The sequence below is a fragment of the Massilia sp. ST3 genome (assembly GCF_018119405.1).
Taxonomy (GTDB): Bacteria; Pseudomonadota; Gammaproteobacteria; order Burkholderiales; family Burkholderiaceae_D; genus Telluria.
This window is the reverse complement of sequence record NZ_JAGPWC010000052.1, coordinates 1-12,572: the sequence shown is the minus strand read 5'-3', so window position 1 is coordinate 12,572 and position 12,572 is coordinate 1. Positions and strand designations below refer to the sequence as shown.

16 protein-coding genes are annotated in these 12,572 nt (G+C 65.6%); 8 read left to right on the top strand and 8 right to left on the bottom strand.

Features of this window, described 5'->3' with window-relative positions; genetic code table 11:
• Positions 1–101: 101 nt before the first annotated feature.
• Together KBW98_RS16850 and KBW98_RS16845 are read right to left on the bottom strand one after the other, a co-directional pair.
• Positions 102–527, bottom strand: a complete 426-nt coding sequence (locus KBW98_RS16850) for a hypothetical protein (RefSeq protein WP_211521317.1) — start codon at positions 525–527, stop codon at positions 102–104.
• Positions 528–739: 212 nt separating this feature from the next.
• On the bottom strand, positions 740–1,087 hold the full coding sequence (locus KBW98_RS16845; RefSeq protein ID WP_211521316.1) for a hypothetical protein: 348 nt from the start codon (positions 1,085–1,087) through the stop codon (positions 740–742).
• Between the two features lie 43 nt (positions 1,088–1,130).
• Between KBW98_RS16845 and KBW98_RS16840 the strand changes: the two genes are divergently transcribed.
• Positions 1,131–1,523 carry a GFA family protein gene (locus KBW98_RS16840; protein ID WP_211521315.1) on the top strand — a complete coding sequence of 131 codons (393 nt, stop codon included), beginning with the start codon at positions 1,131–1,133 and terminating at the stop codon, positions 1,521–1,523.
• Between the two features lie 4 nt (positions 1,524–1,527).
• On the opposite strand, the gene KBW98_RS16835 is transcribed toward KBW98_RS16840, so the two are convergent.
• The 4 genes from KBW98_RS16835 to KBW98_RS16820 all read right to left on the bottom strand — a co-directional run bounded on the left by KBW98_RS16835 (position 1,528) and on the right by KBW98_RS16820 (position 6,172).
• On the bottom strand, positions 1,528–2,133 hold the full coding sequence (locus KBW98_RS16835; protein WP_211521314.1) for a class I SAM-dependent methyltransferase: 606 nt from the start codon (positions 2,131–2,133) through the stop codon (positions 1,528–1,530).
• Positions 2,133–3,287 carry a c-type cytochrome biogenesis protein CcsB gene (gene ccsB / locus KBW98_RS16830; protein ID WP_211521313.1) on the bottom strand — a complete coding sequence of 385 codons (1,155 nt, stop codon included), beginning with the start codon at positions 3,285–3,287 and terminating at the stop codon, positions 2,133–2,135. Before ccsB ends, KBW98_RS16835 begins: the two co-directional genes overlap by 1 nt.
• 31 nt (positions 3,288–3,318) lie before the next feature.
• Positions 3,319–5,409 (bottom strand): cytochrome c biogenesis protein ResB, encoded by a 2,091-nt coding sequence (locus tag KBW98_RS16825; RefSeq protein WP_211521312.1) that lies wholly within the window; start codon positions 5,407–5,409, stop codon positions 3,319–3,321.
• 100 nt (positions 5,410–5,509) lie between these two features.
• Positions 5,510–6,172 carry a cytochrome c gene (locus tag KBW98_RS16820; RefSeq protein ID WP_211521311.1) on the bottom strand — a complete coding sequence of 221 codons (663 nt, stop codon included), beginning with the start codon at positions 6,170–6,172 and terminating at the stop codon, positions 5,510–5,512.
• A gap of 160 nt (positions 6,173–6,332) precedes the next feature.
• On the opposite strand from KBW98_RS16820, the gene yihA reads away from it, so the two are divergent.
• The 5 genes from yihA (at position 6,333) to KBW98_RS16795 (ending at position 10,098) form a co-directional block, all read left to right on the top strand.
• Entirely contained in the window at positions 6,333–7,046 is a 714-nt protein-coding gene (gene yihA, locus KBW98_RS16815) for a ribosome biogenesis GTP-binding protein YihA/YsxC (protein WP_211521310.1), read from the top strand.
• Between the two features lie 16 nt (positions 7,047–7,062).
• On the top strand, positions 7,063–8,076 hold the full coding sequence (gene hemB, locus KBW98_RS16810) for a porphobilinogen synthase (protein ID WP_211521309.1): 1,014 nt from the start codon (positions 7,063–7,065) through the stop codon (positions 8,074–8,076).
• Positions 8,077–8,236: 160 nt separating this feature from the next.
• Complete coding sequence (locus KBW98_RS16805; RefSeq protein ID WP_211521308.1) at positions 8,237–8,695, top strand: carboxymuconolactone decarboxylase family protein; 459 nt, start codon at positions 8,237–8,239, stop codon at positions 8,693–8,695.
• A gap of 7 nt (positions 8,696–8,702) precedes the next feature.
• Positions 8,703–9,581, top strand: coding sequence for an RNA polymerase sigma-70 factor (locus KBW98_RS16800; RefSeq protein WP_211521307.1), 879 nt, complete (start codon positions 8,703–8,705; stop codon positions 9,579–9,581).
• A 67-nt stretch (positions 9,582–9,648) separates the two neighbouring features.
• A complete protein-coding gene (locus KBW98_RS16795; protein ID WP_211521306.1) occupies positions 9,649–10,098 on the top strand; it encodes a RidA family protein in 450 nt (149 codons plus the stop codon).
• 6 nt (positions 10,099–10,104) lie between these two features.
• Here the strand turns inward: KBW98_RS16795 and KBW98_RS16790 are convergent, their stop codons facing one another.
• Entirely contained in the window at positions 10,105–10,392 is a 288-nt protein-coding gene (locus KBW98_RS16790) for a hypothetical protein (protein ID WP_211521305.1), read from the bottom strand.
• A gap of 280 nt (positions 10,393–10,672) precedes the next feature.
• The gene (locus KBW98_RS16785; protein WP_211521304.1) at positions 10,673–11,566 is read right to left on the bottom strand and encodes a LysR family transcriptional regulator; all 894 of its coding nucleotides are present in this window, start codon (positions 11,564–11,566) and stop codon (positions 10,673–10,675) included.
• 103 nt (positions 11,567–11,669) lie between these two features.
• Here KBW98_RS16785 and KBW98_RS16780 point away from each other — a divergent pair, with 103 nt between their 5' ends.
• Together KBW98_RS16780 and KBW98_RS16775 are read left to right on the top strand one after the other, a co-directional pair.
• Entirely contained in the window at positions 11,670–12,293 is a 624-nt protein-coding gene (locus KBW98_RS16780; RefSeq protein WP_211521303.1) for a glutathione S-transferase family protein, read from the top strand.
• On the top strand, positions 12,286–12,572 hold a 287-nt coding region (locus KBW98_RS16775; RefSeq protein ID WP_211521302.1), incomplete at its 3' end, for a multidrug efflux SMR transporter. The genes KBW98_RS16780 and KBW98_RS16775, both read left to right, overlap by 8 nt.

Below are 12,572 nucleotides of genomic sequence, written 5' to 3'. Positions count from 1 at the left end.
GATTGACTTAAGTGAACGTTAGCACGCCCACCTATCTGGCCGGAAAATGCTTCGTCCCAATAAAAACGCCAACCCTCGGGCTGGCGTTCCGGCTTCCGCGCTCAGCGCTTGGTCTTTTGCGCGGGGATGGAGATCATCGACGGCTGGCTGGGGTCGGGCACATAACTCAGCTTCATGTCGTCCCCCGTGCCCTGGTTGAATTCCATGGTCACGTTGCCGTCACCGGACACGAACTTGTTCTTCGAGACTGCACGCAGCCGTATCGGCTTTTCATCGTCGATGGTCGCGTCGATATATTGCGGGTAGCCGCGTACGTCCAATTGCCAGCCGTTCCGCATGGCATAGGACCCGGCAATCTGCTTGATTTCGTCGGACCTGAGCTTGACCGCCTTGGCCGGGGCCGTCACGGTCACGGTCGTGATCGGCGCCGTATCGGGCCGGGGATAGGTCTGGGCTGGGGTCTGCGCACCCACGCTGGCGGCAAGCGCCAGCAGGGATGCGGGGATCAGGAGGGAGGTGGGACGCATGATCGTTCCTTCGCAAAGTGAATACCTTTGAGACAGGCGTCGCGCCGAATCAGCCTCTGGCGGGCGTCGGATACCGCAATGCCGCCGCTGCGGCTTGCGGATAGTTCAGTCTAGGTCAGTGGCCGGCAAGGGCAAGCTGGGCAGGCGCAGGCATCACGAAACAGTCTCGTTCCGTGAAAAGCTATATTCATCCGAAATGACCAAGCCCGTGCTTACTCGTCGAAGTCCTCGGCCAGGTTCTTCCAGCCCCGGCTCTTGGCGAAGGCGGCGAATTCCTCGGGCGCCTCGAGCACGATCAGCCGGCTCTCCTGCAGGCCCGGGTCGCTGTGGCCGAAGTCTGGCCCCTTGTACCCGACCGCGCGCAGGCGGTCGATGATCTGGCGCACGAGTACGGTATCCTTGTAGGCGCCGGTCTCGAGCTTGTTCTTGAACTCGACGTACACGTCGATAATCCCGTAGCCCTCGTCGAAGATGCGGATCGCCTTGACGTCGAGCAGTCGGCCGGTGCCGTCCTTGGCCTGGAAAGGCCCGGACAGTTCAATGTCGGAATCAGTAGTCATGGGTGAAGCATATCACCGCAGCGCCAGATACAGGAGACTTCACATGGACCGGTTCACCGGCGGCTGCCTGTGCGGCAGAGTGGGCATCGTGGCGGAAGGACGACCATACCGGGTCGGCATCTGCCATTGCCTCGACTGCCGCAAGCACCACGGCGCGCTGTTCTACGCCGCCGCGGTCTTCCCGCAGGACGCGGTGACGATCACGGGCGAAACGCGCGACTACGCCGGGCGGCACTTTTGCCCGCATTGCGGCTCGTCGGTGTTCGCGCGCAGCGGCGACGAGATCGAGGTGCACCTGGGCGCGCTGGACGCCCCGGACCAGCTGATGCCGACCTACGAAAACTGGACCGTCCGGCGCGAATCCTGGCTGCCGCCCTTCCCGCTCGCGCATCATTACGAACGCAACCGTGAAGCGGCGGGCCGTTCCGAGGAATGAGCCTTCAGCCGGCCCGCTGCACGATGACGCACAGGTGTTGGTCGGGATGCTGGTCGAACTCGAGGTGGCGGACCATGCATCCGGCCTCGGCGACCACGTCGAGCAGGCCCGGTATCCCGAGCGTGGCGTAGTAGACCTCCGGCCCCATCGCGGCGTCGACGTGTTCGCCAGGCGCATCGAGCCCGCCGGCCGAAAAGATGAAGACCCCGCCCGGTTCCAGCGCACGCATGAGCTTGAGCATCAGCGGCCGCTGCTGCGCGAGCCGGACATGCCAGATGCTGTCCCAGGCCGAGATGAAGCGGTAGGTATGTGAAAGCTGCCAGGCGCACACGTCGCCATGGTGCAGCAGCACATCGGGATCGGCCGCGCGCGCCAGCGCCAGCATGCGCTCGGAAATGTCGACCCCTTCGAGGCGCAGGCCGCGTGCGCGCAGCAAGGGGTTGAAGCGGGTATTGCAGCCGCAGCCGACGCCCAGCGCCCAGCCCTCTCCGTCTTCCAGAAACGACAAGGCCTGCGCATGCAGGCGCAGGCCGTTGCCGGGGTCGAAGGCCGCATCCGTCCAGCGCTCGGCCAGGGTGTCGTAGGCCGAGGCGATGGACGCGTGCTCCATCAGAGCGCCCCGTAGGAATGCAGCCCCGACAGGAACATGTTCACGCCCAGGAAGGCGAAGGTGGTCACCAGGAGGCCCACCAGCGCCCACCAGGCCGCCATACGGCCGCGCAGGCCGGACATCAGGCGCATGTGCAGCCAGGCCGCGTAGTTGAGCCAGACGATCAGGGCCCAGGTTTCCTTGGGGTCCCAGGACCAGTAGCCGCCCCAGGCCTCGGCCGCCCACAGCGCGCCCAGGATGGTGGCGACCGTGAAGAAGGCGAAGCCGACCGAGATCGACTTGTACATCACGTCGTCCAGCACTTCCAGCGCCGGCAGGCGGTCGGCCAGGATGCCGTGGGATTTCAGCAGGTAGGCGGTGCCGACCATCGCGGCCAGGGCGAAGGTGCCGTAGCCGATGAAGTTGGCCGGCACGTGGATTTTCATCCACCAGCTTTGTAGCGCCGGCACCAGCGGCTGGATGTCGGCGGCATCGCGCGACACCGTGTACCACAGCAGGAAGGCGACCGCGGCCGAGATGATCAGCATCACGAAGGCGCCCAGCTGGCGGGTGGCGTAGCGGCCTTCGTAGTACAGGTAGAACAGCGCGGTGATCAGGGCGAACAGGATGAAGACCTCGTACAGGTTCGACACCGGGATGTGGCCCACGTCCGGCCCGATCAGGTAGGACTCGTACCAGCGCACCATCATGCCGGTGGCACCCAGCACCACCGCGGCCCAGCACAGCTTGGCGCCGGCGCCGCTGAAGCCCTGCTTGCTCAGCAGGCCAATCCAGTAGAACACGGTCGAGAACGCGAACAGCGCGCTCATCCACAGGATGGCGGACTGGCTCGACAGCATGTACTTGAGGAAGAATTTTTCGTTGGCGGCGGCCAGGTTGCCGTCGTACATCGAGATAGCCCACAGCGACAGCAGGCCCACCAGCGGCAGCAGCCAGCGCATCGGCTTCCAGTGCCAGCCCAGCGCCGCGAACACGGGCGCGGTGCACAGCAGGATGGCCTTTTCGTAGATGTCCATGTAGTCCGCGTAGCGGTTCAGCGCGAACAGGGCCGCCGCGCACAGGGCCAGCGCATACAGCCAGTCGACGGCGTTCAGGCGGCGGAAGTAGCCGGGCTCTTCCTTGTAGATGGACGGGCTTGCTTGGGACAATTCCATGGTATTCTCCAGGCCGCTGCTGTTCAAGCCATCAGGCTTGCGGCAGCTTGGCTTTCAGTTCGTCAAATTCGCGCTCGAAATCGAGCGTCTTGCGCTGGGTGCTCATCGCCATCATGGCGTGGGCGCCGCCCTCGCGGCCGGTCACCCAGACCCACATGCGTCGTTCACGAATATAAAACATTGCGAACACGCCGGCTACCAGCAGCAGGCAGCCCAGGTAGACCACCTTCTTGCCCGGCGAGCGGGTCAGCTGCAGTACCGAGGCCTTGACCTCGGTGAATTCGTCCAGCTGCAGGTAGACCGGGGCGCCGTACAGGAAGCTGTCGGAGAGCGCGTTCGTGGCCAGCTGCAGGAAGCGGCCATTCGCCTCGGTCGGCTCGGCCGCCGCCAGGCCGGCCTGGGCGCGCGCCACCTGCCACAGCTCCCACAGGGTGCCGTTGAGCATTTTCATGAAGATATTCGCCGCCTTTTCCTGCTCGGCCTGCGGAATCTTTTCCAGAAACTGGGCCACGGCCACGAAGCCGCCGCGTCCGCCGCCCTGGCCCGAGAAGATCTCCAGGGTGCGGGCGCTGGATTCCTGCAGCTGGGCTCCCAGGGGCGTGCCGCGCTGCTCCGGCGCCAGGGCGCGCTGGGCGTAGCGGCGCGCGGCCTCGAGGCGGGCCGCCGGGTCGTTCAGGGCGGCGCGCAGGCGCATCCACTGGCCCACGCCGTATTGCTCGTCGGCCGGGATGCGCAGGAAGCTGAACTGGTCCGCCGGGCTGGAACGCACGCCGGCCAGGTAGACCTGGGACCCCTCCAGGCTCACCGGCTGCATGTAGTTCAGGAATTCGCGCGCCTGGCCGGTCTTGTCGCGCAGCTTGTACTGCACGCTCGGGCCGACGTTCTTGAGGTCCTTGTTGTTGGCGTTCTTGGCGGCCGAACCGGACGCCTTGCCGAGGGTGGCGGCGAACTGCTCCTCGAGCGAGCCGCCCTGCTTGACGGCGCGCACGTCGTTACCGGCGTTGACGTTCTCGACATTGAAGGGACGGAAGCCCGACCATTCGACCGCATAGGTCTCGCCGCCCGCCTTCAGTTCGGTCGAGGCGCCGACCTCGCCCGCGAAGGCGAAGGTGTCGGCGCTGCTGCCCGCCATCGGGTGGCCGGTCAGCTTGAGCTTGCTGCCGCCGTCGTCGAAGCTCGACTGGTAGACGGCGATGCCCTTGTAGATGAGCGGCTGGTTGACCTTGATGCTGGCCGGGAAGGTGTGGCCGTTCTCGAGGTCGCGCACCACGACTTCGCTGGCGAACAGCTTGGGCATGCCGGTCGAATAGAACTCGATGATGAATTTCTTCAGCTCGATGGAGAACGGCAGGTCCTGCACCAGTACCCCGTTCGGCTGGGTCAGGATGGCGGTATGGCTGGTCTGGCCTTCGGCGATCGCGGTGTTGCCGCGGAAGCTGGGATTGGCCGCGCTCAGGCGGTGCTGGGCGGGGATCTGGGCGATCACGCCGCCACCCGTGAAGGGCGTTTTACCGAGGAACCATTGCTGGAAGCGGACCGGTAGCTCGGAATCGAGCATGCCGCCCAGCAGGATCACGATGATTGCCGTGTGGGCGAAGATGTAGCCGAACTTGTTGCCGGCGCCCTTCTTGGCCGCCACCAGGATGCCGCCGTCCTTCTCGACGATCCTGGTGGCATAGCCGGCGTGGCCCAGGCGCGTCGCGGTCTGGGCGGCCAGCTCGGCGCGCTGCAGGGGCGCCGTCCATTCGACCTTGTGGTGGAAATTGCGCAGCGACTCCTCGCGCACCTGTTCGCGCCAGCTGCGCATGTCGCGCAGCATCTTCGGCGTATTGCGCACCACGCACAGACCGGTGGAGATGATCAGGGTCACCAGGATCAGCAGGAACCACCAGCTCGAATACACGCTGTACAGGCCCAGCTTGCCGAACACTTCGAACCAGAACGGACCGAACTGGTTGACGTAGTTCGGCATCGGCTCGTTCTGTTTGAGCACGGTGCCGATCGCCGAAGCGATGGCGATGACCGTGAGCAGGCTGATCGCGAAACGCATCGACGACACCAGCTCGACCGCCTCGGCCAGGCCGCGGCGGCGGGTCTTCAGTTCAATTCCGGTGGTACTCATCTTCTACAACCCAGTAAGGCACACGCAAACGCCTGAGCATACAGCAAAAAGGGCAGCTAGCTCGACGCTGCCGCCCTTTGTCTCTTCTATGAAATGCCGCTTATTTCAGGCCGGCGATGTAGTCCGCCACGGCCTTCATTTCTTCCGCCGACATGCGCTGCGCCAGCGTGGTCATCTGGATGCTGTTCTTGCGGCCGCCGGCCTTGAACGACTCGAGCTGGGCATAGGTGTAGTCCTGGTGCTGGCCGGACAGGCGCGGGTATTGCGCCGGGATGCCGCCGCCGTTGGCGCCGTGGCAGGAGGCGCACGCCGCCACGCCCTTCTCGGCGATGCCGCCGCGGTAGATCTTGCGGCCCAGCTCCACGGTGTCCTTGTTCTTGGCGGCGCCGGCTTTTTGCTTCTGGGCGCCCAGGTAGGCGGCGATATGCTTCTTCTCGTCGTCCGTCAGCATCTTGGCGTAGGTCGTCATGACCGGCTGCTGGCGGTTCGGGGTCGTGAAGTCGACCAGCTGCTTGTAGGTGTAGGCTTCGATCTGGCCGGCCAGCTTGGGGTTGGCCACGATGGTCGAGTTGCCTGCGGCGCCGTGGCAGGACATGCAGGCCGGCAGGCCGCGCGCGGCGTCGCCGCCGTCGTACAGGGTGCCGCCCTTGGCCGGGTCCGGCTTGGCAGCGGCGGCCTTCGGTGCTTCGGCCGCGACAGCAGCACTACCGCAGACAGCCAGGGCAAACAAAGATTTCACCAACGCAAACGTCAAACGATTCATTCAAGCACCCTGAAAAAGTCGAAAACAAAATCGGAATGTCATGCAGCAGGCCTTACCGGCTGTCCAAGGGGGTAGTCACCCGGCGGACAGCAAACAACCCCTTATTGTACAATAGCTTTGTTTCCATATCGCCATTCTGTTGTCACTTACACCTCTTTCCATGTCCAAATTATGGCAGGCCCGGTTCTTTACGACCGTTAATCAGCTGCGCGATCTCCCTGACACCCAGGTTCCAGAGATCGCCTTCGCCGGGCGCTCGAACGCGGGCAAATCCACGGCGATCAATATTCTGACCAACCAGAAGGGTTTGGCCTTCGCGTCCAAGACGCCGGGCCGCACCCAGCACATCAACTTCTTCTCGATCGGCGGCGCCCACGTGGGCCAGCACCGCAAGGATGCCGTGCGCGTCGACGAGATCCAGGCCCTGCTGGTCGACCTGCCGGGCTACGGCTATGCCGAAGTCTCGGGCAACGCCAAGCTGCACTGGCAAAAGCTGCTGGGCGACTACGTCCAGCGCCGCGAGCAATTGGCCGCCCTGGTCCTGATCATGGACTCGCGCCGCCCGTTCACCGACCTCGACATCCAGATGCTCGAATGGTTCGCCCCGACCGGCAAGCCGATCCACTGCATCCTGACGAAGGTCGACAAGCTCAACCGCAACGAATCGACCAACGCCCTGCGCCAGGCGCGCCAGATCCTCGACAGCTACGTCGACGAGGACGGCAACGGCTTCCCCTTCACGGTGCAGCTGTTCTCGGCCCTGAAGCGCGTCGGCATCGACGAGGCGAACGACAAGATCATCGAGCTGCTGGGCCTGGACCACGACGATGAAGGCCAGGACACGCCGCCGGCGGACGAGCAACCGGAAGCATAACTTCGAGGAACACGCGATGCCCATCATCACCCCCGCCTCCTATCCCGCAGCCCGCATGCGCCGCATGCGCCGCGACCCGTTCTCGCGCGCCCTGATGCGCGAAAACGTCGTGACCGCGTCGGACCTGATCTACCCGGTGTTCATCCTGGACGGCCAGAACCAGCGCCAGCAGGTGGCCTCGATGCCGGGCGTGGAACGGGTGTCGGTGGACCTGCTGCTGAAGGTGGCGGAGGAATGCGTGGCGCTGGGCATCCCGGTGATGGCGCTGTTCCCCGTGGTCGACGCTTCCCTCAAGACCTATGACGGCATCGAGGCGACCAATCCGGAAGGCCTGGTGCCGCGCGCGGTGCGCGAGCTCAAGCGCAACTTCCCGGAGCTGGGGATCATGACCGACGTGGCGCTGGACCCGTACACGACCCACGGCCAGGACGGCCTGCCGGACGAGAACGGCTACATCGTCAACGAAAAGACCATTGAGATGCTGATCAAGCAGTCGCTGGCCCAGGCCGAAGCCGGCGTGGACATGGTGGCGCCGTCGGACATGATGGACGGCCGGATCGGCGCGATCCGCGGCGCGCTGGAAGACAAAGGCTACATCCACACCCGCATCATGGCCTATTCGGCCAAGTACGCGTCAAGCTTCTACGGTCCGTTCCGCGACGCGGTGGGTTCGGCGGCCAACCTGGGCAAGGCCGACAAGAACACCTACCAGATGGACCCGGCCAACAGCGACGAAGCCCTGCGCGAGGTGGCGCTCGACATCGCCGAGGGCGCCGACATGGTGATGGTCAAGCCGGGCATGCCCTACCTGGACGTGGTGCGCCGCGTGAAGGACGAGTTCAAGGTGCCGACCTTCGCCTACCAGGTCAGCGGCGAGTACGCGATGCTGAAGGCGGCGGCCCAGAACGGCTGGCTGGACCACGACAAGGTCATGATGGAATCGATGATGGCCTTCAAGCGCGCCGGGGCCGATGGCGTGCTGACGTATTTTGCGCTGGAGATCGCGCGCAAGCTGAAGGCCCAGGGCTGAACGGCCGATTGCTTCCGACAAACCGCGCCAAGGCGCGGTTTTTTGTTGGCCAATCCTAGGGTGGGCGGGTCTCCAGAACTGGCGCAGGGTGCCACTGTCACAAAATCCGAAGCTGAAACGTCTAAGGGGTTGTACCAACCACTCCAGCCAAGGAAACCCCATGACCTCGCTCCGCCTCCCCTATTACTCCCTCTCCCCCGCCGCCTACCGCGCCCTGGCCGCCGCTGAAACCGCCGTCGAAGCCTCGCCCCTGGGCAAACAACTAGTGCGCCTGGTCTTCCTGCGCGTCTCGCAAATCAACGGCTGCGCCTTCTGCGTCGACAAGCATGCGCGCGACCTGGCGAAGGGCGGGGAAGATTTCCAGCGCATCAACAGCCTCGTGACCTGGCGCGAAACGGAGTTCTATACCGCCCGCGAGCGCGCCGCCCTGGCCTGGGCCGAAGCGGCCACCCGCCTCGAGCACGGCGAAGTGCCGGATGGCGTATTCTTGCCCTTGAAGGAGCATTTCACCGAGCAGGAGATCTCCGACCTGGGCTTTGCAACGGCCCTGATGAATGCCTGGAACCGCATGGCGATCGGCTTCCGTCAGCCTGTCGCCCGGGCCGCTTTCCCCGACTGAGACCGCGATGGACCAGCACGACGACACCCGGCAATTCGCGGCCCTGCGCCCGCGCCTGTTTTCGGTCGCCTACCGCATGCTCGGCATCCGCGCCGATGCCGAGGACGTGGTGCAGGACGCCTGGCTGCGCTGGAGCGATCCGGCGCGCGGCCCCGTGCAGTCACGCGAGGCCTGGCTGGTCGCGGTCGTGACCCGCCTGTCCATCGACCGCCTGCGCGCGGCCAAGGTCCAGCGCCAGCACTACATCGGCGAGTGGCTGCCGGAGCCGCTGGTCGGCGTCGACCAGCGCACGCCCGAGGACGCCGCCGAACTGGCCAGCGAATTGTCGGTGGCCCTGATGTGGGTGCTGGAACGCCTGGCGCCCGAGGAACGCGCCGCCTTCCTGCTGCGCCAGGCCTTCGACCAGGACTACGGCGAGCTGGCGGCGACCCTGGGCAAGAGCGAGGCCGCCTGCCGCCAGCTGGTGCACCGCGCCAGCGAGCGGGTGCGCCAGGAAAGGCCGCGCTTCCAGGTGACCCGCGACGCGCACCGCAGCCTGCTGGAACGCTTTGTCCAGGCGGCCAGCCGGGGCGACCAGGCGGCGCTCAGGGGCATGCTGGCGGACGACGTCGCCATCGTGGCCGACGGCGGCGGCAAGGTGGCTTCCTTCATGAAGATCGTGCGCGGCGCGGAGCGCATCGCCAACCTCTACCTGGCCGTCTACCTGCGCAATGCGCCGCGCCTGGAATACCGCATGGCGCTCGTCAACGGGGAACCTGGGCTGCTGCGCTATGTCGACGGACAGCTCGAATCGGCCCAGGCCTTCGTCACCGACGGCGAGCGCATTGTCGCCATCTACGCGATGCGCAATCCCGACAAGCTCGGTGCGATCGATCTGGCGCGCTAAGCAGAAAAGTACAAGCGTGTCGGGATGGGCGCATGCAGAATGCGACTTTGCATGATGAGGAGCCACCATGAATACGACCGCCCAGCTCGAGAGAAAGACCGCCGTCCACGGCGTGCCGTGGGAAGACGCCTACGCCTATTACCAGGCCGTCCAGGTCAAGGATGTGATCTACGTGTCCGGCCAGCTCAGCCATGACAAGGACGGCAATTTCGTCGCTCCCGCCACGCTCGATGCGCAGGGCAAACCGGCTGATTTCTCTGCGATGGAAGCGCAGATGCGGCAAACCTACAGGAACACCATTGCCATCCTTGCCGAATTCGGCGCCACCCTGGACGACGTCGTCGAAGAGACCTTGTTCGTGCTGGACGTCGATGCGGCCTTCGCCGTGGCCAGCAAGGTCAGGAGCGAGATGTACGGGAAGGCGCGCCCGCTGTGCGCCAGCAACCTCATCGGAGTCTCCCGGCTTGCACTGCCGGTCCAGCTCATCGAAATCAGCTTCCGGGCCGTACTGAAATAGCGTGGATTACCGGGGTGCGGCCTTGCCCCGGTCAGATGCCGGGTAGAGCTTGTCGGCCGCATTCCTCAAGGCCGCATCGGGCAGGAAGCGGTCCGCGACCACGAGGATCGCATTCAGGTTGTTCCTGAGCTTTTCCAACTCGATCTCGCCGGGCGCGACCGCGGTCTGCAGCAGGTGGACCGCCATGTCGGCCAGCAGCAGGCGCTGCTTGTCCAGCCAGGCAGCGCCGTCGCCCTTTCCAGCCGGGTGGGCATGGTAGCTTTCCTCGACGGCGCCATGGATTTCCCAGCCCATGCGCACAAGCTCGTTTCTTTTATTGTCATCCATCGTGGTGTCGTGCTTTCTTCTGGCAGAAGAATCAGTAATCAGCCAGCTTCGCACCGCCGACTTCGACAATCCGGTCCAGGCGCACGGTGTCGCCCGTGCTCATTGACAGGGACTCGGCGCCTTCCCGGACGTACAAGTCGGTATTCGGGAACGCTAGCTTCCGGTCAAGGATAGCCGAATTCGGGTGCCCAAAGGTTTGGTCCAGCCTTCAATTCATCGTCCATGGGAAGAGCCCGCCGAGCGCGGCTCATGCTGAGCCCGTGAACGCCGGGTGCCCGGACAGGCTGGCATGCAGGAACTCCGTCAGGCTGCGTATCCGGTTCACGCGCCGCAAGTCGGGATGGGTGAGGATCCAGACCTCGGTGTCCAGGGCGGGATCGGACGGGGCCAGCTGCACCAGTTCCGGCCGCCCATCCGCGAGCAAGCCCAGCAGCATGCCGGCGCCCATGCCCGCCTCCACCGCACTCGCCATTCCCAGCAGCGAGTCCACGCTTGCCACATGCTTCTCCGCCGGCACGTGCTCGCGCAGCCAGCGCGCCTGGCGCAGGTGGGCGAGCGCCTCGTCCGGGGCGACCCAGTCGTGGGCCGGCCAGTCCTGGTCCTGCCTGCCTTCGCCGCGGGCCCGCTGCAGATACGCCTTCGATGCGTAAGGCGCCGTCTTCAGGCTGCCGAGCTTGCGGCCGACGAGATTCTCGGGCGGCGTGTTCGACGGCCTGAGCGCGACATCCGCATCGCGCCGGCTCAGGTTGAGGAAGCTGTTGTCGACCGTGACCTGCAGCCGGATGCCGGGATGCGCCCGGCGGAAGGCGGCCAGCGCCGGCAGCAGCAGGGTGTGCAGCAAGGTATCCGTCGTGGTGACGCGGATCGATCCCTGCAGCTCGCTGTCGCGCCCGCTCATCCTGCGCTCGGCGTCCTCCATGCCTTCGCCCACCGGCGCCAGCAGCCCCAGCAATTCCTCGCCGGCGGCGGTCAGCACATAACCGCTCTGGAAGCGCTCGAACAGGCGGGTGGCGAGCGCTTCTTCCAGCTTGTCCAGGCGCCGCAGGATGGTCGAATGGCTTTGGCCAAGGCGGCGCGCGGCGGCCGACAGCGAGCCGGCCTCGGCGACGGTGAGGAAATAGCGGCAGTCGTCCCAGTTCATGCTTGTGCAAAAGTGGCGAAACGATATGCGAGAACGTCGAATTGTTCGCCATTCTTGCACAAGCTACGCTGCCAGGCATGACCAACCTCGAAGGAGAGACAGCATGTACACCGCCTACGTCGCCGACACGCCGAACGGCAAGAAGATCACCATCGCCCTGGAAGAGCTGGGGCTGGATTACCAGCTTCGCCTGGTGGACCTGGACGCGGGCGAGCAGCACGCGCCCGCCTTCGTGCGGCTCAGCCCGAACCACAAGATTCCCGTCCTGCTGGACGAGCGGAGCGGCCAGAGCCTGTTCGAGTCCTGCGCCATCCTGGTCCACCTGGCCGACGCGGCGGGCAAGGCCTTGCCCGCGCAGGGGCCTGCACGGGACCTGGTGCTGCAATGGCTGTTCCTGCAGGCCGCCAGCGCCGGGCCGATGCTGGGCCAGCTGTGGTGGTTCAGGCACGCGGCGCCCGAGCCGAACCCCGTGGCCTTGGAACGCTATACGCGCGAGACGCACCGGATCTACGGCGTGATCGAGCGCCGGCTGGCGGAGTCGCGCCATATCGGGGGCGACGGGCTGACGATCGCGGACCTTGCCTTCTACCCCTGGCTGGCCACGCACGAGGAACTGGACATCGACCTGGACGCCTATCCCGCTGTGGCGGACTGGCTGCGCCGGGTGGGCGAGCGGCCGGCGGTGCAACGTGGAATGCTCAGGACGCGGGAGGCGGCCCATGTCTAGCCTCACGGCCTGGGTCCTGTTGCTGGCCGCCGGGCTGGTCGAAGTCGGCATGGCCTTCGCCCTCAAGGCCTCGGAAGGCTGGACGCGGCCGGCGCCGAGTTTGCTGGCGGTGCTGGCGGCGCTGGGCAGCATTTATTTGTTGGCGACTGCCCTGCGCGGATTGCCGCTGGGGGTGGCGTATGCGGTGTGGACGGGGATCGGGGCGGTGGGGGTGACGCTGGCGGGGTTCGTGTTCTTTGCCGAGCACCTGTCGCTGGCGCGGCTGGGGTGCATGGGGCT